This window comes from Prevotella sp. Sow4_E9_plate (genome assembly GCF_052116205.1).
Classification (GTDB): domain Bacteria; phylum Bacteroidota; class Bacteroidia; order Bacteroidales; family Bacteroidaceae; genus Prevotella.
On sequence record NZ_JBQKLN010000008.1, the window covers coordinates 84,046 to 110,398 of the forward strand.

Genomic DNA, 26,353 nt, shown 5'->3' on the forward strand with positions numbered 1-26,353 from the left:
TTACTTTGTTCCGAAATAAAGGAACAGCATTCCGAGCAGAACGAGAAGAAGGTCAACAAACTTAGCCTTGAGGTTCTTCTCGTGGAAGATGGCTGCACCGAAGAGGAAGCTGACGATGACCGAACCGCGGCGGATCATGCTGACGATACTGATCATGGCTCCCGGCAAGCTCAATGCGTAGAAATATACGAAATCGGCAGCCGAAAGGAAGATGCTGATGAAGATGATGCTCCAATGCCAATGGAATGAGGTGGAGTTCTTCTTGGTAGGCCACCATATCATCAGGAGCATGGCTCCCATGAGGAAGCACTGGTAGATGTTGTACCAGCTCTGCACGATCATTCTATCCAATCCTACACCACCATTCTCGGGTGGAGCCATCAGATACTTATCGTATAGACCACTCACCGCACCGAGTACGGCAGCCAGAACGATGAAGTAAATCCACTTGTTGTGCTTGAAGTCGATGCCCTCCTTCTTTCCGCTGCGCGAAAGCATGGCAAAGGAGATGATGGCAAGAATGACACCAATCCACTGGTAGAGGTTGAGTACCTCGCCGTAAACCAGCAGGGCACCCACGAGTGTCATTACCGGACGGGTGGCATTGATAGGCCCCACGATGGTGAGTGGCAGATGCTTCATGCCGAAATAACCGAAGATCCAACTGCTCAATACGATGAAACTCTTGAGCACGATATACTTGTGAACTTCCCATCCGCCTTCGGCTACATGGAACATGGTTCCATCCAGCGAATTTCCTGTATAGCTCAAGATGATGAACGGCAGGAAGATGAGTGATGAGAAAAGCGTGTTCAAGAAGAGCACGGGAATTACTGCGTTACCTGAAAGTGCCTTCTTCTTGAAGGCATCATAGAATCCCAGCAGCGCTGCTGAGAGAAATGCTAATACTAACCACATATTTATTTTGAACTTAGAACTTTGACCATTTATTACTTTGAACTTTGTGATTTCTTTTACTTTGAACTTTATGATATGGCTTGTCTTGCAACTTATAGGATTATAGCCTGTCATGCTAATCATAAAGTTCAAAGTTCAAATCTCAAAGTTCCATGTACCCCACGTCTTCCAGGAACAGGGCATTGCCTGGCATGCTTTCGCCCGCATCGCTGCGGCTGCCATTGTGCAGGATGTCGAGGAACTGCTCCATCGTAATCTTTCCCCTGCCCACATCGATGAGGGTACCCACCACGGCTCTCACCATGTTTCTCAGGAAACGGTTGGCGGTGATTTCGAAATACCAGGTAGTGGGAGAGGTCTGAACCCAGCGGGCTGTCGTTACATGACAGATGGTGGTCTTGTTGTCACCGCCCGCCTTGCAGAAAGCAGCATAGTCTTCGTGTTGCAGAAAATGCTGTGCAGCCTCGTTCATCTTCTTGAAGTCGAGAGGATAGTTCATCTGCAGGGAATAGTGACGCTCGAATGGGTCCTTTTTTGTGTGGATATAATAATGATAGGTACGCGAGGTGGCAGAGAAGCGGGCGTGCATCTCAGGATTAACCTCCTGTACTTCGTATACTGCGATGTCACGTGGCAGAATTCGGTTCAGACGATATACCAGTTGGTCGAGTTCCATCGTAATCTCAGCTTCGAAGTGAGCCGCCATGTTGCGGGCATGTACTCCTGTGTCGGTTCTTCCGGCTCCCACTACTTCTATCTCTTTTCTCAGAAGTATGGAGAGTGCACGCTGCAACTCCTGCTGTACCGAATTGGCATTAGGCTGAATCTGCCAGCCGTGATAGTTGGTTCCGTCGTAACCAAAGAATATAAAATATCTCATTATTAACTTTGAACTGTTTTACTTTGAGCTTCGAACATAGAGCTTGGTTTGCCCTTCGTTTTTCGCTTAATTCGGGTGCAAAGTTACTAAAAAAACGTGAAATATGGTATAATAATACAGAATATTTTCAAAAATGATACAATCTTGAAAGAAAATTCTGATTTTATTTTGCATTTTGACAATAATTGTGTACTTTTGCCAACGATTTTGTTTAATAGATTATGGCACAGAATATTTTTAAGGGCTTAGGTATTGCCCTCATTACTCCATTTAAGGCCGACGGATCGGTTGATTATCAGTCTCTCAAGAGATTGGTAGAGTTCCAAATTGACAATGGTGCAGACTTTCTTTGCATCCTTGCCACTACTGGTGAGGCTCCATGCCTGACCCAGGAAGAGAAAGACAAGATTACTGAATTGGTGAAAGACGTGAACAAGGGGCGCGTCAAGATTTTGAAATATTGTGGCGGCAACAATACTGCTGCTGTCGTGGATGAAATCAAGAACACTGACTGGAGTGGCATTGATGGCATCCTCAGTATTTGTCCTTATTACAACAAGCCATCTCAGGAAGGCTTGTATCAGCATTTCAAGGCAATTGCTCAGGTTAGTCCACTGCCTATCGTACTCTATAATGTTCCTGGTCGTACAGGTATTAACATGAAGCCTGAGACCACTTGTCGCATTGCGCGCGATTTCCCTAATGTAGTAGCAGTGAAGGAAGCTAGTGGCAGCCTGGAGCAGGTAGATGAGATTATCAAGAACAAGCCGGATAACTTTGAAGTTATCAGTGGTGATGATGCGCTTACCTTCTCTATGATAGCAAGTGGTGCTGCTGGTGTTATCTCTGTAATCGGTAATGCACTGCCAAAGGCATTCAGCCGTATGATTCGTCTGGAATTCCGCGGTGAATACGAGCCTGCACGCAAGATTCATCACTCTTTCACAGAGTTGTACAGTCTGCTCTTTGTGGATGGTAACCCTGCAGGTGTTAAGGCTCTGCTGAATGATATGGGCTTCATTGAGAACGAACTCCGTCTGCCTCTGGTACCTACACGTATCGCAACCAAGCAGAAGATGAGCGAAATCCTTAGAACATTGAATATTTAATATATTGATTAGTGATTAGTGAATATTGATTAGTGATTATTGTATGCGCATGATGATCACTAATCATTATTCATTACTCTTCAATCACTACTCACTACTCATTAATCACTATAACATTATGGCAGAAGACAGAAGAATCATACATGAAATTACCCCTTTGATGGGTAAGGACGTACTATATATTGCTGACCGTCACAAGAAAGAGTTTACCTATCCGATACACAACCATTCGGTATTCGAACTTAATTTTGTAGAGAATGCGGCCGGTGTGAAACGTATTGTGGGCGATTCACAGGAGGTTATAGGCGATTATGATCTCTGTCTTATCACCTCTCCTGACCTGGAGCATGTATGGGAGCAGAACGAATGCCGAAGTGAGGACATTCGTGAGATTACCATTCAGTTTGACTTCAGTATGGCAGATGAAACCCTTTTCGGAAGAAATCCTTATGCCAGCATTACCCGTATGATGCAGGAGGCTAAGAAAGGCCTTTGTTTTCCGATAAAGGCAATCATGAAAGTGTATGGTCTGTTAGATACATTGAGTAGCATCAAGGATGGCTTTTATGCCGTCCAGCAATTCCTGACCATCCTCTATGAATTGTCTAAGTGCGAGAATGCCCGTACCTTGGCTTCTTCCAGTTATGCTAAGGTAGCCGTTGAGGACGACAGTCGCCGTATATTAAAGGTGAAGAATTATATCTCTAAGAATTATATGGATGATCTCCGCCTGCCTCAGCTTGCTTCTTTGGCGGGCATGAGTTCGAGTGCATTCAGCCGTTTCTTCAAACTTCATACGGGCAGGAACATTTCTGAGTATATCATCGACCTTCGTCTCGGCTATGCGGCACGCATGCTGGTGGATACAGCTAAAAGTATCAGTGAAATCGGATTTGACTGCGGGTTTAATAACCTCAGCAATTTCAACCGGATATTCAAGAAAAAGAAGGGATGCTCGCCAAGTGAGTTCCGTGAGAACTATCATAAGACAAGAATCATCGTATAATATGGAACTTTGAAATTTTATTTTTCAACTTTAAAAACTTCAAATTCATAAGATAACGTAATCGTTTAAGTGAAATAATCAAAAATATTTCGCTTAAACGATTTGCTATTCCAATATTTATTGTATCTTTGCGTCATAATTAATAGTAATAAATAAACATTTAAAAACTACTATACAGTTATGAAGCAATTTATGGATGAAAATTTCCTGCTCGACACAAAGACAGCGCAGGACCTTTTCCACAATCATGCGGCTAAGATGCCAATCATCGATTATCACTGCCACCTCATCCCTGAGATGGTTGCTAATGATCACAAGTTCAAGAGCATTACAGAGCTTTGGCTCGGTGGTGACCACTATAAGTGGCGTGCTATGCGTACCAATGGTGTAGACGAGCGTTTCTGCACAGGTACTGATACCAGCGACTGGGAGAAGTTCGAGAAATGGGCTGAGACTGTACCATATACATTCCGTAACCCTCTGTATCACTGGACCCACTTGGAGCTGAAGACAGCTTTCGGTATCGACAAGCAGTTGAGTCCTAAGACTGCCCGTGAAATCTATGACGAGTGTAACGAGAAGTTGCAGCTGCCAGAGTTCAGCGCTCGCGGCTTGATGCGTCACTATAACGTAGAGTGCGTTTGTACTACAGACGACCCAATCGATGATCTCCGTTACCACAAGCAGACACGTGAGAGCGGTTTCGAAATCAAGATGATTCCTGCTTGGCGTCCTGACAAGGCAATGAACATCGAGAAGCCAGACTTCGCTGACTATATGAACAAGCTCGGTGAGGTGGCAGGTGTAGATCTCACTACATTCCAGGATATGGTTGATGCTTTGCAGAAGCGTCACGACTTCTTCACAGAGAACGGCTGTAAGTTGAGCGACCACGGTATTGAGGAGTTCTACGATGAGCCATACACAGATTCTCAGATTGAGACTATCTTTGCTAAGGCTATGCGTGGCCAGCAGCTTTCTGCACTCGAAATCCGTCAGTACAAGCATGCATTCCTCAAGGTTTGCGCAGAGATGGATCACGCTGCCGACTGGACTCAGCAGTACCACTATGGCGCTATCCGCGACAACAATACATTGATGTACAATAAGCTCGGTGCTGATACAGGTTTCGATTCTATCGGTGAGTTCACTACAGCTAAGGCTATGAGCAGCTTCCTCAATGAATTGAACATGGAAGGCAAGTTGACACGTACTATCCTCTATACTTTGAATCCATGCGCCAATGAGGTTATCGCTACTATGCTCGGTAACTTCCAGGATGGTTCTTGCCCAGGCAAGATTCAGTTCGGTTCAGGCTGGTGGTTCAATGATCAGCTCGATGGTATGACCCGTCAGATGAACGCTCTCTCAGTATTGGGTCTCTTGAGCCGTTTCGTAGGTATGTTGACCGACTCACGTTCATTCCTCAGCTACCCACGTCACGAGTACTTCCGTCGTTTGCTCTGCAACCTTCTCGGCAATGATGTAGAGAAGGGCTTGCTTCCTAACGACATGGAGAGCCTCTCTCGCATGGTAGAGGACATCTCTTACAACAACGCTCGCAACTACTTTAAGTTCTATTAATCATAGAGCTTAAGCAATTATACTAAGACAAATCCCTTCACGGCATCATGAGATGATGTTGTGGAGGGATTTGTTGCTTGATAACGGAGTAAAACTTCAGAATATGGGGGTAATAGACAGAATACTAGGATTCTACGAAGATATTAGAGAGTTTAATTCTTCTAATATCAAGGATTTCCGGGGCAGAATGAAGTCTTGGATCAAGATGGGTATGCTTGCCGGTCGCATCTTCTATGTAAAGGATATGTGGGCAAGGGATGTAGCTGCATTGACTTTCGCCTCCTTCATGGCTTTGATACCTTTTATGGCGATGATGTTTGTTATTGCCCGAGGCTTCGGCTATGCGTCATTGCTGGAGTCATGGCTGTCTACCACCTTCGAGGCACAACCGGTTGTTGCCAAGACTATCGTTGACTTCGTACATAATTATATTGAGAACACGCAGAGCAACTATATCATCGGTACGGGTATCGTGATGTTTCTCTATACCATCGTTTCCCTGATGCAGAAGATAGAGCTTACCTTTGATGATATCTGGCATACGGGCGAGCGTTCGTGGAAGCAGATTGTTACAGAATATCCTACCATCCTTTTCGGTCTGGGACTGATGATTCTCTTTGCTTCGAGCATCAACGTATGGATAGTGAATATGGTGGATAATGTCGACAAGATAGCCGATATCGGGGATACGATTCCTTCGTTTATCCTCCATCTGGCGGCATTTGTTCCGATGTTCCTGTTCTTCGTATTCTGCTATTATGTCATTCCGAATACTTATATCCGGGTCAGCAGTACTCTGGTGCCTTCATTCCTGGCGGGTATCTGCATGACAGCCTTGCAGTATGGCTACATCTATCTGCAGGTATTTCTTTCCAGCTATAATGTCATCTACGGTTCGCTGGCAGCCATTCCGCTTTTTCTGTTGTGGCTTCAGATATCCTGGGCTATCGTGGTCTTTGGCGCTTTGCTCTGTCATACCAATCAGAACATCCATTATTACGATGGCGATCTCAGTTACGACCATCTGAAGCTGTCACAGCGCATCCGGGTTTGTGGCATGGTGATGCATTTGGTATGCAAGCGCTTCAATGATGGTGAACAGGCTTATACGCCTAAGGAGATTCATGACTTGACGGAGATTCCGCAGCAGATAGTCAATCAGGCTGTAAGAGAACTCTTGCAGGCGAAGTTGCTGGTAGAGATTCGGAGTGAGAAGAAAGGCTGTTTTGAAGAATCGGTCATCCTGCATCCGATAGAGAAGATAGATCATCTAACATACGGAACAATGATAGAGCGACTCTTCAACTATGGCGAAGATATTGCCGGACTGGGAGAGCTGGAAAGCGACTGGGTATTGTGGAAGAATATCGATGTCGTTAATCTGGACTTTGTGGAGAATGGCAAGAAAATAGCTTTCATCTAGAAAAATATTCAAATTATTATAAACCTTTAAAACCATTAGAGTATGAGAAAATTTATTTCATTGGCAGTTGTTGCTCTCTTGGCTTCTTCCATGTCGGCACAAACCATTGCCAACATGAAAGACCTGAATGCCGAGAAGAAATCTGCAGCTATTAATCTAAAGTTGACCGGAACCTTGACAACTACGAAAAATTCAGATTTCCGCCAGCTTCGTGATCTCTGCTGGCAGTTGAGAAATCTGGACCTGAGCGAGGCAACCTGTCCTGTTCTTCCTAAGAATGCATTCCATTCCCGTCATCATCTGCAGCATATCATCTTGCCAAATCAGTTGCAGGAGATAGGTACTCAGGCTTTCTTTGCCTGCGATAACCTGCAGGAAGTGGTGATTCCCAAGTCTGTAACGAAGGTGGGGGCTGCAGCCTTTTCCGGTTGCAAGTCTCTGAAAAACATCACAATCGAAGGCACACCGGAGATAGGAGAGTTCTCTTTTGCCAATCTTGAGGGTGTACAGGTCATCAGGGTAAATTCCCATATTCCACCAAAGGCTGCTGCTACGGCTTTTTCGGGCGTGAACATGCGAGGCGTGAAACTGGTCATGCCAAGAGGCAGCGAGAAGGCTTACCGCAAGGCACAAGGCTGGAAGGCTTTCTTCGGAGAAGTGAAACAGGCTAGGGAAGTATGCAATCCTGAAGCTTGCCTGATTCCTGTACCGATGGATCTGAAGGTGAAGGCAAAGGCTGCACCGTTGCAGGTGACGGGAAACTGGAAGATTGTGGCAGATGAAGGTCTGGCTAATGAGCGTGAACATGCTGACAGAATCCTCAAGGAGAGAAATGCTCAGCAGAAGGGAGCACAGCTGACGATGACCCTTGCCATTGATCCTACTCTTACCGATGCTGAGGCTTATACTCTGGAAGTACAGCAGAAGGGCGTGGTCATCAAGGGAAAGACTGCAGCTGGTGTCTTCTACGGATTGATGACTTTCGACCAGTTGCTTCGTGGCAATGCATCTAAGGTGGGTTGCGATGCTATCCCACAGCTGGCTTTGAAAGACCAGCCACGCACTCATGTAAGAGAGTTGATGGTGGACCCTTGCCGTATCTTTATCCCATACGAAGAGTTGAAGGCTTTCGTTCCTGAGATGGCTCGCTATAAGCTCAATATGCTTCATCTTCATTTGGTGGATGATCAGGCATGGACTATCGAAATCAAGAAATATCCTCGTCTTACCGCTGAGGCTAGCAGCCGATGGGGTATGGACGATATGCTGATGCCTATCAAGGGATATTATACACAGGAGCAGATGCGCGACTTTGTAGCATATTGTGCCAAGTATCATATCCAGGTGGTACCTGAGATTGAGATGCCGGGTCATGAGGTGGCTGCTATCAGCGTATATCCGGAATTGACCTGCCAGGGAGTAAGAAAGCCTATCCGTACTACTTGCGGTGTATCTGACGAATTGCTTTGTGCCGGTAATGAATTCACTTACGAGTTTCTTGGAAATGTATTCAAGGAGCTTGCCGATGTCTTTCCTTCTGAATACATTCATCTGGGTGGTGACGAGGCTGGTAATCCTGCCCTCGATTGCTGGACCAACTGTCCTAAGTGTCAGGCATTGAAGAAGAAACTCGGTATTACTACTACCGACCGTTCAGAGAACTGGAAGCTGCAGGGCTATCTCTTCGACCGTGTGATAGATCTTCTTCGTACCCAATATCATAAGACTCCGATGTTCTGGTATGAGACCGATTTCAAGAAGATTCAGCCAGGTTGCGTTACCTTTGCATGGCGTGCAGGTCTCACCAAGGAAGCATTGGTGGCAGCGGTGGAGAACAATGCCCGCATCTTGCTTTGCCCAGGTGAACATTGCTATTTCGACTATCCGATGGCCAAGGGCGACATGCCTGAGGTAAACTGGGGAATGCCGGTTACTTCCTTGAAGGCAGCCTACGATCTTGATCCTGCATGGGGAATGGGAGAGGAGTTTGAAAAGAACAACCTCTTTGGTGTAGCCGGAACCTTGTGGAGTGAGTGTATCAATTCTCCTGAGCGCATCTTTTATCAGGCTTATCCACGTGCATTGGCTTTGGCAGAAGCCGGATGGAGTCTTCAGAAGAATCGCTCCTGGGAAGGATTCCTCACCCGATTGAAGCCTACGGCAAAGGATATGATGCGAAGAGGCATCACCTTCTCTATGGAATGGTAAACATCCAGGAAAGAATCAGACGATTATCAGATTGATACCATATAATAAAAGAAAAAGCGTGTAAGTATTGCTACTCACACGCTTTTTTTATTATTATAAACGTAATTACTTCGTTTGCTTTCTCTTAAGAATGCTGTTGCATTCGGGGGTGAATCCCTTATGCGCAAGCACAACCACGGCTTCTGTTCAAAGCCTCGCCATACATTTCCATAGCGTTCATGTAATCTGCAAGAATAGCCTTCAAGGCCTTCTTGATGTTCTTAAACATTGTTTTCATAATCGTTATCCTTTCTTTTTTAAATTAATACTGTGGCATTGCTGCCAATCTTTCTTTTTACCTGAAGTGGCCTTATCTAAGACCCTTCTCAATCTTGTTGTTAACATGTACAGCCTGAGCAATCATGATTGCTACTACTGCGAGAATCATTACTGTTGTCATCATAATTTGTTTCCTTTCGTTCTTTAATGGAGCCTCGTTTCCGGGTCTCCTTTTTTACATTATCCTTATTACAATCTCTCTTTTGCTGGTGCAAAGGTAGTGCCTTTTTTTTGAATTCCTGCCACAAAGTCGTGACAAAATGATGAAAGAAGGGCATTTTTTGACGCATATCAAGCAGCATGGTCTGATGCCTTGATGTACGTCAAGGGGATTTGGCTTGTCATGCCAAATATGTCAGTCTTGTCCGGGTACTTGCTATACTATGATACCAGTGTCAGCAAGTTGAGAACTCTTAGTGGGGCAATTTTTTGCCATCCCAAGGCACATATTATTACTACGTCATGTATTTATTTATGTCAGTGGAAGAAATGGCTATTATACAGAAGTATACGGCGTTTTGGTGAAGGGTAAAAAACGTTTTGCCTTTCAAAAAATAGTTCCCTCATAAAAAATAAAAATATGTCGGAATTTGCATCTCGTGATTTTTTCGGGCTATTCCTTTGCTCGTATCATTATTTTTTGTATCTTTGCCGAAAGAATTTAAAAAGGCAGCAATATGAAATATCCTATCGGCATACAGAGTTTCGAACAAATCATAGAAGATGGCTATGTTTATCTCGATAAGACGGGCTTGGTCTATGATTTGGTTCATAATGGAACAATTTACTTTCTGTGTCGTCCACGACGATTTGGAAAGTCGTTGCTCGTATCTACTTTGAAATGCTATTTCGAGGGTAAGAAGGAGTTGTTCAAGGGGCTTGCCATCGACAAGTTGGAGAAGGAATGGAAGCAATATCCTGTGTTTCATCTCGACTTCAATGGTAATAACTTTACTAATCCTGGAGAACTTGAGGTCATATTAGAAAACTTTGTTGCATCGCAAGAGATGATATATGGTAAAAGTCCTTTCAGGGATTCCTTAGGAGGTCGTTTTGAATATGTATTGAAAGCTGCTCATGAGAAAACAGGACTTCGTGCCGTGGTTTTAATTGATGAGTATGATAAGCCAATATTGGATGTGCTTGATACACAAATCAAAACATCAATAAAGGGTGAAGAACGGTTGTTGGAAGATTGGAATCGTGATGTTTTGAAAGGTTTCTATAGTGTCTTCAAGGCTGCCGATGCTAATCTGCAGTTTGTCTTGCTCACGGGTGTCACCAAGTTCTCACAAGTAAGCGTGTTCAGTGGTTTCAATCAGCCTAACGACATCAGTATGGACGAGCATTACGAGGCTCTTTGTGGTATTACGGAAGAGGAATTGTATTCCACTTTCGAGGAACAGATCAAGGCGATGGCTGTGAGATATAAGACCACAGAGGAAGGAATGAAATACAAACTGAAGAGGAAGTTTGATGGTTATCACTTCAGTCCTAATATGCTTGATATCTATAATCCTTTCAGTATCTTGAATGCGCTGAGCAAGAAGATTCTGGCAGATTATTGGTTCCGCACCGGTTCGCCAACCTATCTTGTTCGCTTGTTGTCTCATTTTGATGAGAACATCAATGAGATGGTCAACAGGTTTTATCCTACGAGTAGTTTTATCGACTACAAGGCAGATGTGGAAGCACCGTTGCCAATGATTTATCAGAGCGGTTATCTCACCATTAAAGATTGGAATATGGATACCGATTCCTATCTCCTGGATTTTCCGAATGATGAGGTGCGAAGCGGATTCTTGACGCTGGTCAAAGCAGCAAAGCGAAGGTAGGGTAGATTGTGTGGTAGAGACGTCGAACTATATCTACATCTTCGAATTCAAGCGTGATGGTTCGGCAGAGGAAGCCCTGAAGCAGATAGAGGATATGGGCTACGCCAGGGAATATGCTGCAGATGGCAGAAAGATTTATCAGATAGGCTGCAACTTCTCATCGAAGACGGGAACCATTGATGGGTGGAAGGTGGAATAGGTTATCGCAAACGAATACTGCCTTTGTGTAATATTGCACTCTGAAAATATAAAAATAGATAAAGAAGGAGATGGATTATGTCAAAAAAGAAGATTTTCAGATGCCAGGAATGTGGGTACGAGACCGTAATATATGAGGGACGTGGTTTCATGGGGCAGCATATTGAAGCCATGTCTTGTGCAGACTGCAGGAACATAGTACCTCTTGTGGTGGGTGGAGTGATAGGTGATGCTGCACCTAGCTTCAATTCTCTAGTGGGAAGACTCTGTCTAAGATGCGGTTCTGACAGGATTCACAAGTGGGATATGCATACATGCCCCAAATGCGGGGGCAGGATGCTGCCTTCTGGCGAAGAAGAGTTCTGGACATAGTATTTTAAACCTGTTTTTCAATCCAAGCCATCATACGGAGTTGGTACGGAGAGGGTACGGAGTTGGTACGGAGCGGGTCTAGCTATGATGTATTGTGGGGGAGATTTGGAAAATCTAAAGTAGTACATGATGGAAAAGATTATTGTTGACGTTGCGTGGTGCGACAGGAATTTTGGCGGTTCTCTTGGTAGTAATGTACCAGGAGCGGTGGTTTTTACAGCACCAACCTTTGAAGCTTTGCAAAAGGAGGCAAAGGAAAGTCTGGTGTTTCATATAGAAGGCCTTATGGAAAATGGGGAAGATGTTCCCGAATGGCTGAAGAATGGGGATTATGAGTTTGAGTATACTATTATAAGATAAGATTAGTTGTGTGTCTGATTTAGCAAAGAGGGTGTGTCATAAGTAAATGATTCACCCTTTTTTGTTTGTTGGAATGTTACTGATATTTTGTTGGAAAACATAGTATAAGTTGTTAGAAAAGATAGTATGTGTTTTTGAGTTAGTTAGTATCTCCGGTCGCACAACAGCTGTTGTGCGCTTGCATAGCAGCTGATATGCGCTTGCACAACAGGTGATGTGCATGCGTAGGTCAACTGTTATGCACCAACTGTAATTTAGACTTATGACGCCTCCTCTTTGTCATTTGGTACATTGAGAACGGCATTTCATACAAGGTAGGTTTAGATATTTGGCTGATAGAAATAATCTTCTTACTTTTGCGCTCGTAATCGGGAAGCGATGGAAAAGAAAAAATCGTGGAACGAGGAACATGAAGTATAACCCTTTTAATATATAATAAGGTATGAAGAAGGTAATGTTGATTTTAGCCATGATGCTAAGTGTAATGAGTGTAAATGCTCAGTTTGTAGAGTATAAGCCAGTATATACAAATCCACCTGCCCAGCAATATTCTGTGCCATCATTTGGCTTGGAGATGCCGCAGATGCCTCAGCCTACGGAGGAATATACTGATGTTGGTGCTTATTATATTAAGAACAATCAAGTTGTGAGAGTCAAGATTCGTGTGAGAGAAACGTATAGTGGTGGACGCAGATCATTGACAGTTGTTGGTTATTATGGTGGTCCTTTGGATAGTTTGTTGAGAACACATGCACTCGTTAGCAAGGTGGTTAGAAACCTAGACGGAGAGGTTGTAGCCAATAATTTTGAGTGGAAGGCGAACACGGCGCCTTTCGGTAAAGTGTACTTTAATTTGTAAAGCCGTTTAAGGATATAGGCATTGAGGTTGTCATGGATTGAAATGTGGAAGCATTATCTTTTTCAGCAGTGGCAAACTTCAATGCCTTTTTGGTGGAAATTTCATAAAAGTAAGCCTGTTGGAAGAAATAATAGAGGAAAAGTTTGGCGGTATTAAAAAGATTTCTTACTTTTGCAATAGAGTTATGAGTGAACGGAAATGAACGGGCACGATGAAGGCTCTAGTGAATGAGCGTATTGAACGTTATCTTGCGATAGAAATGTGGAAGTTTCAAAGTCTGCTAACGATAAATAGGCAATGATGCTCACGTCTAAGGATTATTGTATCTTTTTCTCTATGGAAGAAGATGTTAATATACTCTATGGCGTGGGCTATTGCATTATTACTTGCTGACGGGTCCTTCCACAACCTCTATCCGGTAATAAGCAATAGTCCCACGCTTTTTCATTGAAAACTTAATGACCGATAGCTACTTCTGGGAACAAGTCAGCGATGTAAATGGTAAATATGGATAGTCAATTTATCGTATTCAATACAAAGACGGAACTCTTAAGATTAGATGTTTCCAAAATTGTTTATTTCGAAGGAGATGGCAATTATACACAGATTGTTACTATTAACAAACTGAAGGCTGTTGTTTGTCTGAATTTGACTCAGATGGAGAAGTACTTGGCAGAGCATCTTGTAGATTGCAAGAGTATTTTTATGCGAGTGGGTAAGCGCTTTATCATCAACACTGGCTACATCTATCAGGTCAATACGCAAAAGCAACAGTTGATATTATCCGATTATGAGCATTTTGCTTTTGCTTTAGGTATTTCTAAGGAAGCCTTGAAGCAAATGAAGGATTTACTCATAACTAAAAAATAAACTAATCAAGCAAAGAATTTTATGGAATTAATCATTGGACGTGATGCTGCTACATCTCAATTGAGAATAACAATGGGACAACAATCCGAGACTTTTGGGGTTGCTGGAAGTGTTCCTATGACTGTGAGCCGTCAACACTGTAGTTTGACCATTAATCCAGATGGTTCTTATAGAATTACGAATCTAAAACCTCAGAACGTTACTTTTGTCAATGGAGTGGAAATAATGGCAAAGACTATCATGGAAAAGGATAAAATAGAACTTGGTCCAAGCAAATTTTTGGTTAGTTGGGATTGGATAAAGAGTTTTGTTCCTCAAATGGTAGATTTTCGTCCATTGCAGCGTGTTTGGGAAGAATATGATGAGCATAAACTTGATCAGCAAATTGCTGACCGCAAGTTTAATTCTCTTCGTGGCATTACTGGTTTGATTACCATGGGAGCCATCGCTTTGAGTATCATTTTCCCAGAATTTAGAGAGACTCCTCTTTATATAGGTTTGTATCTCTTAGGTATTTTGATTTCTGTAGGCTTTACTGTAAAAGCATATAAGGATTCTTCTAAGGGACCGTTAAGGCAGAAGCAGTTAACTGAAGAGTTTCAGCAGCATTATGTGTGTCCTCATTGTCATCACTTCCTGGGCTTTCTGTCTTATGGAGTTTTAATGCAGAATGAGGCTTGTCCTTATTGCAAGGCTAAAATTAAAAAGTGATTTTGTACAATAGAAGATAGGTTTTGTGTAATGAGTACAGAATTAGCACCTATCTATTTATTATTTCACTATATTTGCACCAGTTATAATTTTAAAAGTATGATTATGGCACAGAATGAAGAAACATTGTATTTCGATAATACACATCCTGAAGTAAGACAGGAAAGTAAAGATAAAACTAAGAACGCTGCTGATAAAGCAACTTGGAAGAAAGTAGTGGTAGGTGGTGCTGCTGGTATTTTGTTAGGTGCAAGTGCTATGTATGCCACAGATGCCTTTGCAGCAAATACAGAAGAAACTCCCGATACAAAACCGGAAGGGGAGAATCCATCGCAAGATGCTGCTGCAGCTAATGATAATGCCTCTATCAAGGTAGCTGAGAGTCATGATGAGCAGAGCTTTAAGGAGGCTTTTGATGCCGCTAGAGCCGAAATTGGTCCTGGTGGCGCTTTCCATTGGCATGGTAATATCTATAGTACTTATACCGAGGACGAGTGGAACAACATGACAGATGCAGAAAAGAACGACTATGCTCAGGCTGTAAAGCCAGAAGTACGTGCAGAAGAAATGAATGCTGCTCCTCATCAAACTGAAGATGTTGCTGTGGTATCTCATTCTTCTCATGCAGACCAGGATGTATCTGTTGCTCACAATGATGCAAATTTGCATCAGGCAAGTGATGTGCAGGTGGCTGATGACCAAAATGCAGATGTTCATTTGGTTAATGCGGGTGAAGTTCAGCTTGCTGATGGCTCCATGGCTACAGTGGGTGTTTTCGACGTGGATGGTCAGGAAGTGAGTGTGGTAGATTTTGATCAGGATGGAAATCCTGATGTTGCGATTTGTGATGCCAATGGCAATGGAAGTATTGACGTTGGTGAAGCAATTGATTTGCATACAGGACAAGTGATTACCCCAAGTGGTAGTGATTTCGCTGATGCCGGAGTTGATGATTCTGCTGATCCAAATCTCCAAACAGCATCCTTGGAGAATCCTGATGTTGCTCCTGATATGCCAGACTATATGTCTGATGCTGATATTCAGATGGCATAAACATTGATTAAAATAGATGGTGGCCATGGAAAGTAAAAGAATCAAATGTCCGAGTTGCGGTGTATTGCTTGACGTGAGAAATTCTCAAAACGAAGCTGTAAAGATGATTACTTGTCCTCAATGTAAAGCTCAGCTGAGAGTGATGTTCTCACAGCAACATGCTGCAACTCCGCAATCTTCTGGGGAAACAGAATATGTTGGTAACAGCAATGGTGAGACTCAGTATGTGAATCGAGATAATGGAGAAACTCGTTACGTGGGGTATTCCTCTTCTCCTTCTCAATCTGATGAAACAATCCTTGCAGGCAAGAAAGAAGAGGTTACTCCTGGTTATTTGCTCTATGGTGGTCAGAAGTATCCGTTAGGGTTCGGCAATAATGTGATAGGTCGCAAGGCTACTACTTCTCAGGCAACTGTACAGATAGCTACTGATGATAGATATATGAGTCGTCAGCATCTTGTCATCCAGGTAATTAAGGCTTCTACGGACAAGGTTCGGGTGGTGGTGTCTAACTACCATAATAAAAATGCCAGTTATGTGAATGGACAATTATTGAACGAGGGTGACCAGCTCATATTGTCAGAAGGAAGTATCATCAAGATGGGTAACACAACCGTTGTTTATCATCAAAAATAAAGCTAACAATGAGAATCAAGATATATCAGCCTTTAGCTATCCATGAGTTGGGTAAAAGGGCGAACCAGGAAGATAGCATCTATCCAATAGAGGGCAAAGCAACGGAGAATGACCGTTTGTTTTTGCTCTGTGATGGTATGGGTGGACATGAGCATGGCGAGGTGGCAAGCCAAAGTATTTGCAAAAGTCTTTCTTCGTTTTTATTGCAGCATGCAGTTGCTTCCGAAGGCTTGGAAGATAAGTTGCTATCTGATGCTTTGGCGTATGCCTACGAAGAACTGGATAAACTGGCTATTGCGGGAGATTCCCGTCAGATGGGAACAACTTTAACTTTGCTGTATTTTCACAGTAATGGATGTACGGCAGCCCACATTGGAGATAGTAGAATATACCATCTCCGCCCATCTTCGCATACCATATTATATAAGAGTCGTGACCATTCCCTGGTGTATGATCTTTATCAGACTGGTGAGTTGACCTATGAGGAGATGAAGACATTTCCACAGAAAAATGTCATCACCCGTGCGATGATAGCTGGAGACAGAAATCATCCAAAACCTGATGTTATCCATATTTCAGATATTCAGCCAGGTGATTACTTCTATATTTGTTCTGACGGCATGTTGGAACAGATGGAGGATGGGGAACTGTTGGATGTCTTCTCTGCGAATGTTCGTGGTGAAGAGAAGCGACAGATGCTGATTTCAGAAACCTCAGATAATAAAGATAATCATTCTGCTTATATTGTACATATCAAAGAGGTGAATCATGAAGAGGCTGATGTGAGCCTTGTGAATGAAGAGCCTACGGCGAAATGCAATGCTTTGAATATCAAGCCTGTTGTGGAAGAGGTGAGCACTTCTCTTGATGTTGAAATCGTTAAGCCTGCTGGTACACCACCGCCTGTTCCTGATAGTGTGATTGTTGCGATGGAGAATAAGCAGAAAAGAAAGAAATTCCTGTTTGTTGCTTTCATGGCAATAGTGGTGTTGGCTGTTGTAGGAATGTTTGGATATGGCTACTATAGCAAGCATCAAGCAGAGGCTGCTTTGCTTGATTCTCTTCATGAAGATTCTATGATGACCGTGAAAGAGTTTAATAGCCAGCAAGAGTCAAAGACAGATACAACAAAACCAGATTCAATAAAGTAAGATACAATAAAAAATGGACGAACTAAATAATCAAAATATGCTCCAAGTAGGAACCATCCTACACGGAACTTACAAGATAGAAAGCTACTTATCATCTGGTGGTTTCGGCAACACCTATTTAGCAAAGAACATTGAGTTTGATGAGACTTATGCCATCAAAGAGTTCTTTGTAAAAGGAGTGTGCCAGCGTGATGGTAATAGCACTACCATTAGTGTAAGTAATGCCGAGAATACCAATAGCTTTGAGCAACAGCGAGAGAAGTTCAAGAAAGAAGCTCGCCGTCTCCGTAGTCTCAACAATCCTCATATTGTCAAGGTCTATGACCTTTTCGAGGAGAATGGTACTGCATATTATGTGATGGATTATGTGGATGGAGAAAATCTATCTGCACGTTTGAAGCGTACCAATGCACCTTTGGCAGAGTCTGAGGTTCGCAATTACTTGAATCAGATATTGGATGGACTTGAGGCAATCCATGACGAAGGTATGTTCCATCTTGACATCAAGCCTGCCAATATTATGGTGGATAGTCATGATGTGGTCAAGTTGATAGACTTTGGTGCAAGTAAGCAGCAGAGTACGGTAGGTGGTGCTACGATGAGCACTGGCATCAGTTATACGAACGGCTATGCCCCTAGTGAGCAAATGGCGCAGAGCTATGATAAGTTTGGACCATGGACAGACTTCTATGCTCTTGGTGCTACTATGTATAAGTTACTTACCAATCAAGACCCACCATCAGTTTCTGACCTTTCTGAAGATGAGACAGAGGACAAGCATCTTGCCCTCCCAATGCCCAATGTCTCTGAGGAAATGAAGAAATTGGTGGTTTGGATGATGCAAGTGAATAGATTGAAGAGACCGAAGAATGTTGGGGAGATAAGACGTATCTCGCAACAGGCTTCTGCTGCAACTTCTAACATTGAAGATACAAAAGCGTTTAGTCCTCATCAATCTTATGCTAATCCTGGTAATGATGATGAAGAGACAGTGTGGGCTGATAAGGCTGAAAAAGTAGAAACAGAGGTCAATGAACAAGAAAAGTGTAATGAAAAAGAACAAACGAATTCTTCTAATAGTCATATCTATTTAAAACTTATGGCTTGTTTAGTAATAGCGTTGCTTGTTATTTTAGCAATATTATTCTTACCTCAATCTGCTCGTACAGCAGCAAATACCAATGTCGCTAGTACTGATTCAGACTCTGCTTATTTTGTTGGAGAAGCAACTGCTGATTCAGATGGAGTTTATGTGGAGAATAAGGAAGAGGTATTCTTTAATCAAACGGTAAAATATACAGGAACAGTACTGACAAATCCTGATCCCGGTAGATTTTATCCATGTGATGATAATGGTGAACTTACCTTTAGTGATGGTAGAAAGTATAAGGGACCTTTTAATCGTGGTAGGATGGAAGGTGATAATGCAACTTTCATTTATCCAAATGGTGATATATACACAGGTTCTTTCTATGATAACCATTTTTCGAAAGGTACATATACTGTAAAGACAACAGGTGAACAGTTTATCGGTACATTTGATAGTAATGGTCAACCAAAGAAAGGTGCTTGGTATGATAAAAAAGGTAATTTTTTACAGAATGTTTAAATGTTAGCAATGAGATATTTATTTACGATAATAATATTGTTTTCTTTTTCTCCTTGTTATTGTCAGCAAACGACAATAACGAGGAAAACTAATCCTATAACAATGGTACGTAAAAGGCCTACAACCAAATTCACTTCTAATATTAATTTGAGGGAGGCTGTCTTTTCTGTGGTAGCTGAGAATGAAAATGGAGTTCCTTTTTCACATGGTACAGGCTTTTTCTTGTCTTCATCAGGAGTAGGAGTAACTAATTTCCATGTTCTGCAAGGTGCAGTAAAGGGATATGTTCAAACTTCTAAAGGTGAACAATTCGAAATAAGTCAGGTTCTTGATTATAACCCAAAGCTTGATTTGGTGAAATTTAAGGTAAATGTAAAAAATAAAGTGCGACCATTGAAACTTGCTGTTAAGAATATTGAGCAAGGTAGTGCTGTCTTTAGTTTTGGAATGCCAAAACAATATAGAACAAATAATACAGTGCAAACTGGGTTGTTTCTACAAAGGATTAAGTTGCAAGGTTATGGCGATGTATTGCAAACGACATTGCCAATAGAGAAATATTCTTCAGGCTTACCTGTGGTTATTGGTACAGGAGAAGTCGTTGGACTCCTTACAGACAAGATAAATGGTAGTTTAAATGTTTCTTATGCTATAAGTGTAAGCAATATCAAAGCGTTAAGTAGAAGTCTTGATCTACCAATAAGCGAAATGGTTACAAATCCAATGGAAACTGCAGATGTAAAAAAGGCTTATTCTTATGGTGAAGGTGGGGAATATTATAAAGCGGTAAAAATGTTGAGTAATGTATTGTCGGTAAATCCAACTAATCATCTTGCATTATATTATCGTGGCGTTTTTCAATGTCGCGGAGAACTTGACGTAGAAGCAGGCTTAGCTGATTTAGCTAATGCTTGTAAAATGGTAAATTATGGTAACTATGAGTATAATATGCACTATTCTGCATTTTTAAGGAACCAATTCTTGATAAATACTGATATGAATGTAGAGGATAGGTCTGTGTTAGAACAAATTGTGTTTGTTTTGAAGAAGTGCATAGAAATAGATTCGAATAGAAATGGTGCTTATGCTCAGCTGGCGTATATTTTGTCTGAGTATTATAAAAATGTTCCAGAACGCCTAAGGGAAGCTCTGGATTATTCTAATCATGCTATAGAATTGGATGGTACAGATCCTGTGAGCTATATTGAAAGAGCTGAAATCAAACGGCATCTTCACGATGTTGGAGGAGCTATACTAGATTGTGAAAGTGCAATAGAATTGGCACCGAACTATTATAGATCATATTTTATAAGAGGTGACATCAAATTCTTTGATTTGCGTTCGTTTAATGAGGGGTTGATGGATATAAATAAAGCATTGTCTTTGGTTCCCCAGAATCGTCATAACGAAAAAGCTGATATATTGGGCTTGCGAGGTATGGCAAAGGCAAGTAAGGCGTTAGTAGAACGACCTTATGATTTGAAATTAGTGTTAGCTGATGCTGTAAAAGATTTGGATGAAGCGTATTCTCTTTATCCACGTCCTTTGTTTATAGAACGGAAAAATGAAATATTAAGTGAATTAAATAAATAAAATTATGAAGAAGCAATTTCTTTTGAAAGGATTATTGGTGATTCTTATGTCTGTTTTTACGATTGGAGGTATGGCGCAAAATAGTAAGAAGGTACTCTTGCCTATATTTGATGTAGGTGAAGTTAGTACGTTGCAGCCTTCTAATAATGGCAAGGTTCTTGTCATTCCTGCATTTTTGAGTGTAAGACGTAATCAAATTCAAATGTTAGATGTTGAACATCAACAAATTGATATGAGTGTATTATTTGTGTTGGAGCATGTGGCTGGTAATAGTCTACGTTGGTTCATTATAAATGCAGAGACGAAGAAAGTTTTGTCGTGTGCATCACTTAGTGGAATGAGTGTACAAAAGAATGGTGATAATACTATTTATACTTTTTCTGCTTTGTATGATAACCTCTTGGGACACCAAAATTGGAATTCTATGTTGTCATTAATGGCAAGGCAAAATGAGACTCTTAACCTAAATGCTGTAAGCATAATTATGGGATTGGATGACAATTTAGTCTTAGAGTTGGTGGGAGTTATAGGTAATGATTCTACTCTTGCAGGCATTGTTGGTAAGTAGATGTAATGTATATACAGAGAATGTAAAATATTATAAAACGGCTAATCCATTTTCCTGCCAATTGAAGTGTTTAATTTGGAGGTTGAAAAGTGAGGCAAGTGCGGACTCTTCTTTAATTTGTTTAATGATTTAAACTAATATGTTATGACCTAGAAAAGGTTATAGCTTACTAAAGACGCTGTAAAGGTGGTCGTTAGTTTATTTTGCAATTTTTATTTGGACCCACTAGTTGGACACGATGTTGAATATTGTTTAAATATACTAATAGACTATATCTTTACAGGCTTTAGTAAGTAAAAAAAGAGAATCACTATTTGCGTACATCGGATATGATGAGTATGAGAGATTCGCACGGCTTATATTAAATCGTAGTTCAAATCGCAAATAGGCAGATTCTCTAAAACGTTTCAATAATGAATAAAAGGGAAAAATATGAAGATTGAAATGAAAAAGATAGTTCTTGTTTTGTTTGTGCTTTGTGCTTTTGAAGCACATGCACAATCATTGGGAGGAGAGATTGTGCGTAAAAAAGAAAAGCCTACTTTGCGTTCTGCTTGGAGTTCAACTTTTGCTGATAATCATACAAAAGTTGTATATAAGCGAGTTGATAAGCATTTGAAGGTTACTAATGTGGATTATAATATGTATAGTGAGGCATTGAAAGTTGAAGCAGATAAAGGCAATGCCAGTGCTCAGTATGCACTCTCAAAGGTTTATGCTCAAGGGTTGGGAGTTGATGTTGATGAGAAGAATGCTCAGTTTTATCTGAAGAAAGCTTTAGAAAGCAAATATCCTGCAGCTCAATATACATGGGGTAGACTTCTTCAGATGGGAGTTGATGGTGTTGTACAAAATACCGAAGAAGGGCATAGGTACCTTCAAATGGCTGCTGCTAATGAGTGCAAGGATGCTTATTACTATTTGGCGTATGATTATTATAATGGAATTGGAACTACAATAGATTATCAAAAATCTAGAATGTTTTTTGAAAAAAGTGCGAATGAAAATAACTCTTACGCTCTTTATTGGCTTGGAGCAATTTATGATATTGGGCAAGGAATAGTAATGAATCCTTCAAAAGCTTTTGAATATTTCATGCGTAGTGCAATGTTGAGAAATGCTGATGCACAAGCTGCTGTTGGTAAGTTCTATTTGTATGGTAGAGGTGTAGCTAAAAATGACGAGAAAGCATTTGAATGGTTTACGCAATCTGCAAATAATGGTTCATTGGAAGGTAATCATTGGTTAGCCGTTTGTTACAATGAGGGATTGGGGGTTGAACGGAATCCTAAAGAAGCATTTAAGCGATATACTTTGTCTGCAGAACAAGGATTCGCAGAATCACAAGTTCGCCTTGGCATACATTATATGTGTGGTGATGATGTTGCACCTAAAGATGTAAAGAAGGCTATAGGGTACTTTATTAGTTCTGCTAACCAAGGTAATGCCTTGGCTCAATACTGTCTTGGTGAAAGTTTTCTCGATGGTTCTGTAGGGGAGGTTGATAAATATAAAGCAAAAGTATGGTTTCAAAAGGCTGCTGCGCAAGGTGAGCAACATGCAATAGAGGCTTTGAATAATTTAAAATAATTTTAATATGAAACGTTTAATATCTGTTTTTATTTTATTTTTTTGTGTTGGATTTGTTCTCGCACAAAAATCCGCAAGTGATGTAGTTGAAGTTTGTCAAATGGAAAAGACGAAAATTCGGACATTTTCTATGAATGGTAAATCTATAAAAGTAGATGTAGAAAAAACGGTGAAAGACTATTATCAAGGTGATGTAAATGGACGTTGGTATGGCATTCCTGTAATTATAGAGTGTGGGGCAAAAGAATATAATATAGCTGAAGCTCAATATTTGTTAGGAATTAGTTATATGGAAGGAATAGATCGTAATAAAAATATAGATGAGGGGATGAAGTGGCTGAAAAAAGCAGCTGATCAATTCCTTCCTGAGGCAATGGGAGAGTTTGGATCTTATTGCTCAGATTTTGGAAAAAAGGAATTAGCAGAAAAGTATCTGTTGTTAGCAGCTAAAGTTCCAAGTAATTGGGCTTATTACAATTTAGGTCATTTGTATAGTGAAAGTGGAAAATTAGATTTGGCAGAAAAGTATTATAGACTTGCTATAGACAATGGACCAAAAGGACAAGCAAAAGCCATTCACAATCTAAATATTCTTTTAGTAAATCAATATAGGTACGCAGAAGCAATGCAATTGCTAAAATTGGGTGTTGAGAAATATCACGATTCGTATTGTATGGGAACATTAGGAGTTCTTTTGTATTCTATAGGTTCTTTGTGTAATAATAATCCTAGTCAGCAAGATAAGAATAAAGCTATAGAACTATTTAAGCAGGGTGCATCGTTAGGAGATAAACGGTCTATAGAGATGTTGAATGAAATTAATGGAAAATGATGAGAAAGATATTTTTTTTGTTTTTGCTTGTTTCAATGGCTCTCTCGATAAAGGCTCAAATACAGCCTTTGTCGAGACAACCAGCAATGCGTCCCATAGAACCTCCTCGGGTGCAGGAAAGATTTACTCAAACATGGGGGAAAAGGGTAACTGTAAAATACACGGCAGGAATAGACTATAATGTTTATAGCCAAGAATTAATGAATGCTGCAATTAAGCAGGGAGATGCCAAGGCGCAGTTTGCATTAGGTTATCTTTACTATTATGGACAGACTGTACCCCAAAGTTTTTCTTTGGCGGCAAAATACTTAAAGATGGCTGCAGACAAAGGCTTAGCAGAGGCTCAATGTAAAATCGGCTTATGTTATGCCGATGGTTTGGGCACAGATAAAAATGAGATGTTTGCATTTAAGTATTTTCAAAAAGCTCATTTGAAAGGAAATGTTGAAGCTACAGTATATTTGGCTTGGTGTTATTTTAATGGGTTTGGCGTAGAACAAAATTGGAGTAAGGCTGCTGCTTTTTATAAACAAGCTGCCGATAAAGGAAATGCTGTTGCTCAATGTGCGATTGGATTTATGTATGACAAAGGAAAAGGTGTAGTCGTTGATAAGAATAAGAGTTTACAATATTTTATGCTTGCCGCGGACAATAATGATGCTGATGCTTTTTATGAACTTGGATACAAATATCATAATGGTGAAAATGTAGAGAAGGATGCGTACAAATCCTTTCGCTATTTTAAAAGGGCTGCTGATTGTGGAAATTCTGATGCTGCTCTTTGGGTTGGAGAGTGTTATAAGGGAGGACGTGGTATAGAGGAGAATCCTCATTTGGCATTTGAATATTTTTTGAAATCTGCTAAAAGTGGAGATGGTATGGGATTATTTGAAGTTGGCTTTTGTTATTATCGGGGAAATGGAATAAAGAAAGATATGCAAGAAGCTGTTCATTATCTAAGCCAAGCTGCTTTAAAGAAAAATGGTCCAGCAATGGCTACTCTTGGTATCATATATTTTCAAGGTGATGGTGTAAGTCAAGATTATAAACTGGCTTATAAGTTGTTTTATGATGCGGCAAATCTATGTGGCATTATGGGCTTTATTGCATATAAATATTTAGGGGCTTGCTATGAATTTGGTCTTGGAACAGAAAAGGATATTGATAAGGCAATCTATTGGTATGAAAAAGATGCAGCGTTGGGATTGCATCAAGATATTATAGAGCATTTAAAGGATTTAAAACAAGAAAGATAATTATGGGTAATGTAGTTTTTATAGAATCAATGCCAGAAGGTTCATATGATTTTTTGGGGATGATGAAATGTGAAATTAAAGATAATCCATTGTATCAAGGGCTGAATGTATGTTTTGAGACTGTTGAAAATAAGAAAGATTTCAAAGAAGTTGTAACTAGTTTGTTGAAGCAGGTTTCAAAAGAGACAACTCTTGTCCTTCACTTGTGTGTACATGGTGATGAAAATGGAATAGCATTTAAAGGGTATGAAGTAAATCAATCTGATGATGATTGTATATTATGGGATGAGTTTATACAAACTGTTAAGCCTTTGAATGAAGCTGTAGATTGTAATTTGATTTTGTTTTTGCAAGCTTGTTTCTCTTCGTCACTAGGGGAAAAACTTTCAAAAACTAAGTTTTGTAAGTGTTTGATAGCAGGAGAAGGACTTGTTCATTCTAAAGAACTGGAACTTCTCTTTCAATTTTATAAGACATATGCAGAGACTATGAATGTTAAGTCTGCATATGATGCAATGATAAATACCAAATATATTGATGTGTATCATAACGGAATTCAAATATCTAGTAGTTATAAGTGTTTTCTAAATGATGTGTCAGTGGAGGAGATGAAAGAATGAGACGATTAGCAATTATAATGTTTTTCTTGTTGTGCATTTCTGCGCTACAAGCAAGAACCTATATCGTATGTGTTGGCATCGCCGATTATCCCGGTCGTCAGAACGACCTTCGGGTAAGTGCGAATGATGCCATGACCATATCGGGCATCTTTACCAAGAATGGTAATGCTACGGTTGATTGTTTTGTCAATTCAGACGTTACAATCAAAAAGGTATGTACTGCAATGCGTAATACATTTGCCAAGGCTTCGCCATCAGATGCTATTATCCTATACTTTAGTGGTCATGGTGTGCCTGGTGGATTGGTGTGTTACGATGGATTTTTGTATTACTCTTCTGTATTGAGCATTATGAGACAGAGTAAAGCTCAGCAGAAAATGATATTCGTGGATGCTTGCTTTGCTGGGAAAATGAGAAATACGAATAAGAGGAGTACTAACTATTCTAAAGAGAATGTGATGTTCTTTCTCTCTTCCCGTTCAACGGAGAAATCCTTAGAAACTCCAAGACAAACAGGTTTCAAGAACAGCCTGTTTACTGTGTTCTTGGAACGTGGCTTGCGAGGTGGTGCTGATACAAACAAGGATAGAGTTATCACGGCTAAGGAAATCTATAATTTCGTACATCAGGGAGTAGTAGAAGCATCAGGGAATCGTCAACATCCCGTAATGTGGGGTAAGTTGAGAGTGTAAACTAAACTGTGTCAAGCTACAATAAAAGTAGTTTAACACAGTTTTTATATTATGGACAACTTAGAAATTGATTACAAGAAAGCAGCTCAGCAGTTGCGTAG

At 40.8% G+C, this 26,353-nt stretch carries 23 protein-coding genes and 1 pseudogene; 22 read left to right on the forward strand and 2 right to left on the reverse strand.

Annotated elements, in window-relative coordinates; genetic code table 11:
• Both ACTQ53_RS05030 and truA read right to left on the reverse strand, forming a co-directional pair.
• Window positions 1–918, reverse strand: coding sequence for an EamA family transporter (locus ACTQ53_RS05030; protein WP_441932279.1), 918 nt, complete (start codon window positions 916–918; stop codon window positions 1–3).
• 142 nt (window positions 919–1,060) lie between these two features.
• Complete coding sequence (gene truA / locus ACTQ53_RS05035; RefSeq protein ID WP_294971553.1) at window positions 1,061–1,798, reverse strand: tRNA pseudouridine(38-40) synthase TruA; 738 nt, start codon at window positions 1,796–1,798, stop codon at window positions 1,061–1,063.
• A gap of 221 nt (window positions 1,799–2,019) precedes the next feature.
• On the opposite strand from truA, the gene dapA reads away from it, so the two are divergent.
• The 22 genes and pseudogenes from dapA (at window position 2,020) to ACTQ53_RS05145 (ending at window position 26,252) form a co-directional block, all read left to right on the forward strand.
• Window positions 2,020–2,907 carry a 4-hydroxy-tetrahydrodipicolinate synthase gene (gene dapA / locus ACTQ53_RS05040; protein WP_153122741.1) on the forward strand — a complete coding sequence of 296 codons (888 nt, stop codon included), beginning with the start codon at window positions 2,020–2,022 and terminating at the stop codon, window positions 2,905–2,907.
• A gap of 118 nt (window positions 2,908–3,025) precedes the next feature.
• The gene (locus ACTQ53_RS05045; RefSeq protein WP_264949929.1) at window positions 3,026–3,913 is read left to right on the forward strand and encodes an AraC family transcriptional regulator; all 888 of its coding nucleotides are present in this window, start codon (window positions 3,026–3,028) and stop codon (window positions 3,911–3,913) included.
• A 180-nt stretch (window positions 3,914–4,093) separates the two neighbouring features.
• The gene (gene uxaC, locus ACTQ53_RS05050) at window positions 4,094–5,497 is read left to right on the forward strand and encodes a glucuronate isomerase (protein ID WP_295347810.1); all 1,404 of its coding nucleotides are present in this window, start codon (window positions 4,094–4,096) and stop codon (window positions 5,495–5,497) included.
• 103 nt (window positions 5,498–5,600) lie between these two features.
• Window positions 5,601–6,920 (forward strand): YihY/virulence factor BrkB family protein, encoded by a 1,320-nt coding sequence (locus ACTQ53_RS05055; protein WP_441932282.1) that lies wholly within the window; start codon window positions 5,601–5,603, stop codon window positions 6,918–6,920.
• Between the two features lie 42 nt (window positions 6,921–6,962).
• A complete protein-coding gene (locus ACTQ53_RS05060; protein ID WP_441932284.1) occupies window positions 6,963–9,128 on the forward strand; it encodes a family 20 glycosylhydrolase in 2,166 nt (721 codons plus the stop codon).
• A 995-nt stretch (window positions 9,129–10,123) separates the two neighbouring features.
• Window positions 10,124–11,480, forward strand: a pseudogene (locus ACTQ53_RS05065) (AAA family ATPase).
• A 77-nt stretch (window positions 11,481–11,557) separates the two neighbouring features.
• Entirely contained in the window at window positions 11,558–11,851 is a 294-nt protein-coding gene (locus tag ACTQ53_RS05070) for a hypothetical protein (RefSeq protein ID WP_264949934.1), read from the forward strand.
• Between the two features lie 129 nt (window positions 11,852–11,980).
• Entirely contained in the window at window positions 11,981–12,211 is a 231-nt protein-coding gene (locus tag ACTQ53_RS05075; RefSeq protein WP_441932286.1) for a hypothetical protein, read from the forward strand.
• A 442-nt stretch (window positions 12,212–12,653) separates the two neighbouring features.
• Window positions 12,654–13,070: a hypothetical protein gene (locus ACTQ53_RS05080; RefSeq protein WP_117587436.1), complete on the forward strand. Its 417-nt coding sequence runs from the start codon at window positions 12,654–12,656 to the stop codon at window positions 13,068–13,070.
• Between the two features lie 507 nt (window positions 13,071–13,577).
• A complete protein-coding gene (locus tag ACTQ53_RS05085) occupies window positions 13,578–13,940 on the forward strand; it encodes a LytTR family transcriptional regulator DNA-binding domain-containing protein (RefSeq protein ID WP_228119568.1) in 363 nt (120 codons plus the stop codon).
• Window positions 13,941–13,961: 21 nt separating this feature from the next.
• On the forward strand, window positions 13,962–14,651 hold the full coding sequence (locus ACTQ53_RS05090; protein ID WP_441932288.1) for an FHA domain-containing protein: 690 nt from the start codon (window positions 13,962–13,964) through the stop codon (window positions 14,649–14,651).
• A 105-nt stretch (window positions 14,652–14,756) separates the two neighbouring features.
• Complete coding sequence (locus ACTQ53_RS05095) at window positions 14,757–15,704, forward strand: hypothetical protein (RefSeq protein WP_441932289.1); 948 nt, start codon at window positions 14,757–14,759, stop codon at window positions 15,702–15,704.
• Window positions 15,705–15,729: 25 nt separating this feature from the next.
• Window positions 15,730–16,341: an FHA domain-containing protein gene (locus ACTQ53_RS05100; RefSeq protein ID WP_441932290.1), complete on the forward strand. Its 612-nt coding sequence runs from the start codon at window positions 15,730–15,732 to the stop codon at window positions 16,339–16,341.
• Window positions 16,342–16,349: 8 nt separating this feature from the next.
• The gene (locus tag ACTQ53_RS05105) at window positions 16,350–17,492 is read left to right on the forward strand and encodes a PP2C family protein-serine/threonine phosphatase (protein WP_441932292.1); all 1,143 of its coding nucleotides are present in this window, start codon (window positions 16,350–16,352) and stop codon (window positions 17,490–17,492) included.
• A gap of 13 nt (window positions 17,493–17,505) precedes the next feature.
• Window positions 17,506–19,101: a protein kinase domain-containing protein gene (locus ACTQ53_RS05110; RefSeq protein ID WP_441932294.1), complete on the forward strand. Its 1,596-nt coding sequence runs from the start codon at window positions 17,506–17,508 to the stop codon at window positions 19,099–19,101.
• Between the two features lie 102 nt (window positions 19,102–19,203).
• Window positions 19,204–20,694, forward strand: a complete 1,491-nt coding sequence (locus ACTQ53_RS05115) for a trypsin-like peptidase domain-containing protein (protein ID WP_441932295.1) — start codon at window positions 19,204–19,206, stop codon at window positions 20,692–20,694.
• Window positions 20,695–20,698: 4 nt separating this feature from the next.
• Complete coding sequence (locus ACTQ53_RS05120; protein ID WP_441932296.1) at window positions 20,699–21,262, forward strand: hypothetical protein; 564 nt, start codon at window positions 20,699–20,701, stop codon at window positions 21,260–21,262.
• Between the two features lie 432 nt (window positions 21,263–21,694).
• Window positions 21,695–22,852: an SEL1-like repeat protein gene (locus ACTQ53_RS05125; protein ID WP_441932297.1), complete on the forward strand. Its 1,158-nt coding sequence runs from the start codon at window positions 21,695–21,697 to the stop codon at window positions 22,850–22,852.
• 7 nt (window positions 22,853–22,859) lie between these two features.
• Window positions 22,860–23,684, forward strand: coding sequence for a tetratricopeptide repeat protein (locus ACTQ53_RS05130; RefSeq protein WP_441932298.1), 825 nt, complete (start codon window positions 22,860–22,862; stop codon window positions 23,682–23,684).
• Window positions 23,681–24,940: a tetratricopeptide repeat protein gene (locus ACTQ53_RS05135; protein ID WP_441932299.1), complete on the forward strand. Its 1,260-nt coding sequence runs from the start codon at window positions 23,681–23,683 to the stop codon at window positions 24,938–24,940. The genes ACTQ53_RS05130 and ACTQ53_RS05135 overlap by 4 nt, the downstream gene beginning before the upstream one ends.
• 2 nt (window positions 24,941–24,942) lie before the next feature.
• Window positions 24,943–25,560 carry a hypothetical protein gene (locus ACTQ53_RS05140; RefSeq protein WP_441932300.1) on the forward strand — a complete coding sequence of 206 codons (618 nt, stop codon included), beginning with the start codon at window positions 24,943–24,945 and terminating at the stop codon, window positions 25,558–25,560.
• Window positions 25,557–26,252 carry a caspase family protein gene (locus tag ACTQ53_RS05145; RefSeq protein WP_441932301.1) on the forward strand — a complete coding sequence of 232 codons (696 nt, stop codon included), beginning with the start codon at window positions 25,557–25,559 and terminating at the stop codon, window positions 26,250–26,252. Before ACTQ53_RS05140 ends, ACTQ53_RS05145 begins: the two co-directional genes overlap by 4 nt.
• Window positions 26,253–26,353 lie beyond the last annotated feature (101 nt).

What these genes read in the sequence shown, in the direction of transcription:
- ACTQ53_RS05125 (WP_441932297.1), top strand. Translation starts at nt 21,695, where the DNA reads ATGAAGATTGAAATGAAAAAGATAGTTCTTGTTTTGTTTGTGCTTTGT.
- ACTQ53_RS05145 (WP_441932301.1), top strand. Translation starts at nt 25,557, where the DNA reads ATGAGACGATTAGCAATTATAATGTTTTTCTTGTTGTGCATTTCTGCG.
- truA (WP_294971553.1), bottom strand. Translation starts at nt 1,798, where the DNA reads ATGAGATATTTTATATTCTTTGGTTACGACGGAACCAACTATCACGGC.
- ACTQ53_RS05070 (WP_264949934.1), top strand. Translation starts at nt 11,558, where the DNA reads ATGTCAAAAAAGAAGATTTTCAGATGCCAGGAATGTGGGTACGAGACC.
- ACTQ53_RS05105 (WP_441932292.1), top strand. Translation starts at nt 16,350, where the DNA reads ATGAGAATCAAGATATATCAGCCTTTAGCTATCCATGAGTTGGGTAAA.
- ACTQ53_RS05140 (WP_441932300.1), top strand. Translation starts at nt 24,943, where the DNA reads ATGGGTAATGTAGTTTTTATAGAATCAATGCCAGAAGGTTCATATGAT.
- ACTQ53_RS05060 (WP_441932284.1), top strand. Translation starts at nt 6,963, where the DNA reads ATGAGAAAATTTATTTCATTGGCAGTTGTTGCTCTCTTGGCTTCTTCC.
- ACTQ53_RS05130 (WP_441932298.1), top strand. Translation starts at nt 22,860, where the DNA reads ATGAAACGTTTAATATCTGTTTTTATTTTATTTTTTTGTGTTGGATTT.
- dapA (WP_153122741.1), top strand. Translation starts at nt 2,020, where the DNA reads ATGGCACAGAATATTTTTAAGGGCTTAGGTATTGCCCTCATTACTCCA.
- ACTQ53_RS05080 (WP_117587436.1), top strand. Translation starts at nt 12,654, where the DNA reads ATGAAGAAGGTAATGTTGATTTTAGCCATGATGCTAAGTGTAATGAGT.
- uxaC (WP_295347810.1), top strand. Translation starts at nt 4,094, where the DNA reads ATGAAGCAATTTATGGATGAAAATTTCCTGCTCGACACAAAGACAGCG.
- ACTQ53_RS05100 (WP_441932290.1), top strand. Translation starts at nt 15,730, where the DNA reads ATGGAAAGTAAAAGAATCAAATGTCCGAGTTGCGGTGTATTGCTTGAC.
- ACTQ53_RS05115 (WP_441932295.1), top strand. Translation starts at nt 19,204, where the DNA reads ATGGTACGTAAAAGGCCTACAACCAAATTCACTTCTAATATTAATTTG.
- ACTQ53_RS05090 (WP_441932288.1), top strand. Translation starts at nt 13,962, where the DNA reads ATGGAATTAATCATTGGACGTGATGCTGCTACATCTCAATTGAGAATA.
- ACTQ53_RS05045 (WP_264949929.1), top strand. Translation starts at nt 3,026, where the DNA reads ATGGCAGAAGACAGAAGAATCATACATGAAATTACCCCTTTGATGGGT.
- ACTQ53_RS05055 (WP_441932282.1), top strand. Translation starts at nt 5,601, where the DNA reads ATGGGGGTAATAGACAGAATACTAGGATTCTACGAAGATATTAGAGAG.
- ACTQ53_RS05030 (WP_441932279.1), bottom strand. Translation starts at nt 918, where the DNA reads ATGTGGTTAGTATTAGCATTTCTCTCAGCAGCGCTGCTGGGATTCTAT.
- ACTQ53_RS05095 (WP_441932289.1), top strand. Translation starts at nt 14,757, where the DNA reads ATGGCACAGAATGAAGAAACATTGTATTTCGATAATACACATCCTGAA.
- ACTQ53_RS05135 (WP_441932299.1), top strand. Translation starts at nt 23,681, where the DNA reads ATGATGAGAAAGATATTTTTTTTGTTTTTGCTTGTTTCAATGGCTCTC.
- ACTQ53_RS05075 (WP_441932286.1), top strand. Translation starts at nt 11,981, where the DNA reads ATGGAAAAGATTATTGTTGACGTTGCGTGGTGCGACAGGAATTTTGGC.
- ACTQ53_RS05120 (WP_441932296.1), top strand. Translation starts at nt 20,699, where the DNA reads ATGAAGAAGCAATTTCTTTTGAAAGGATTATTGGTGATTCTTATGTCT.
- ACTQ53_RS05085 (WP_228119568.1), top strand. Translation starts at nt 13,578, where the DNA reads ATGGATAGTCAATTTATCGTATTCAATACAAAGACGGAACTCTTAAGA.
- ACTQ53_RS05110 (WP_441932294.1), top strand. Translation starts at nt 17,506, where the DNA reads ATGGACGAACTAAATAATCAAAATATGCTCCAAGTAGGAACCATCCTA.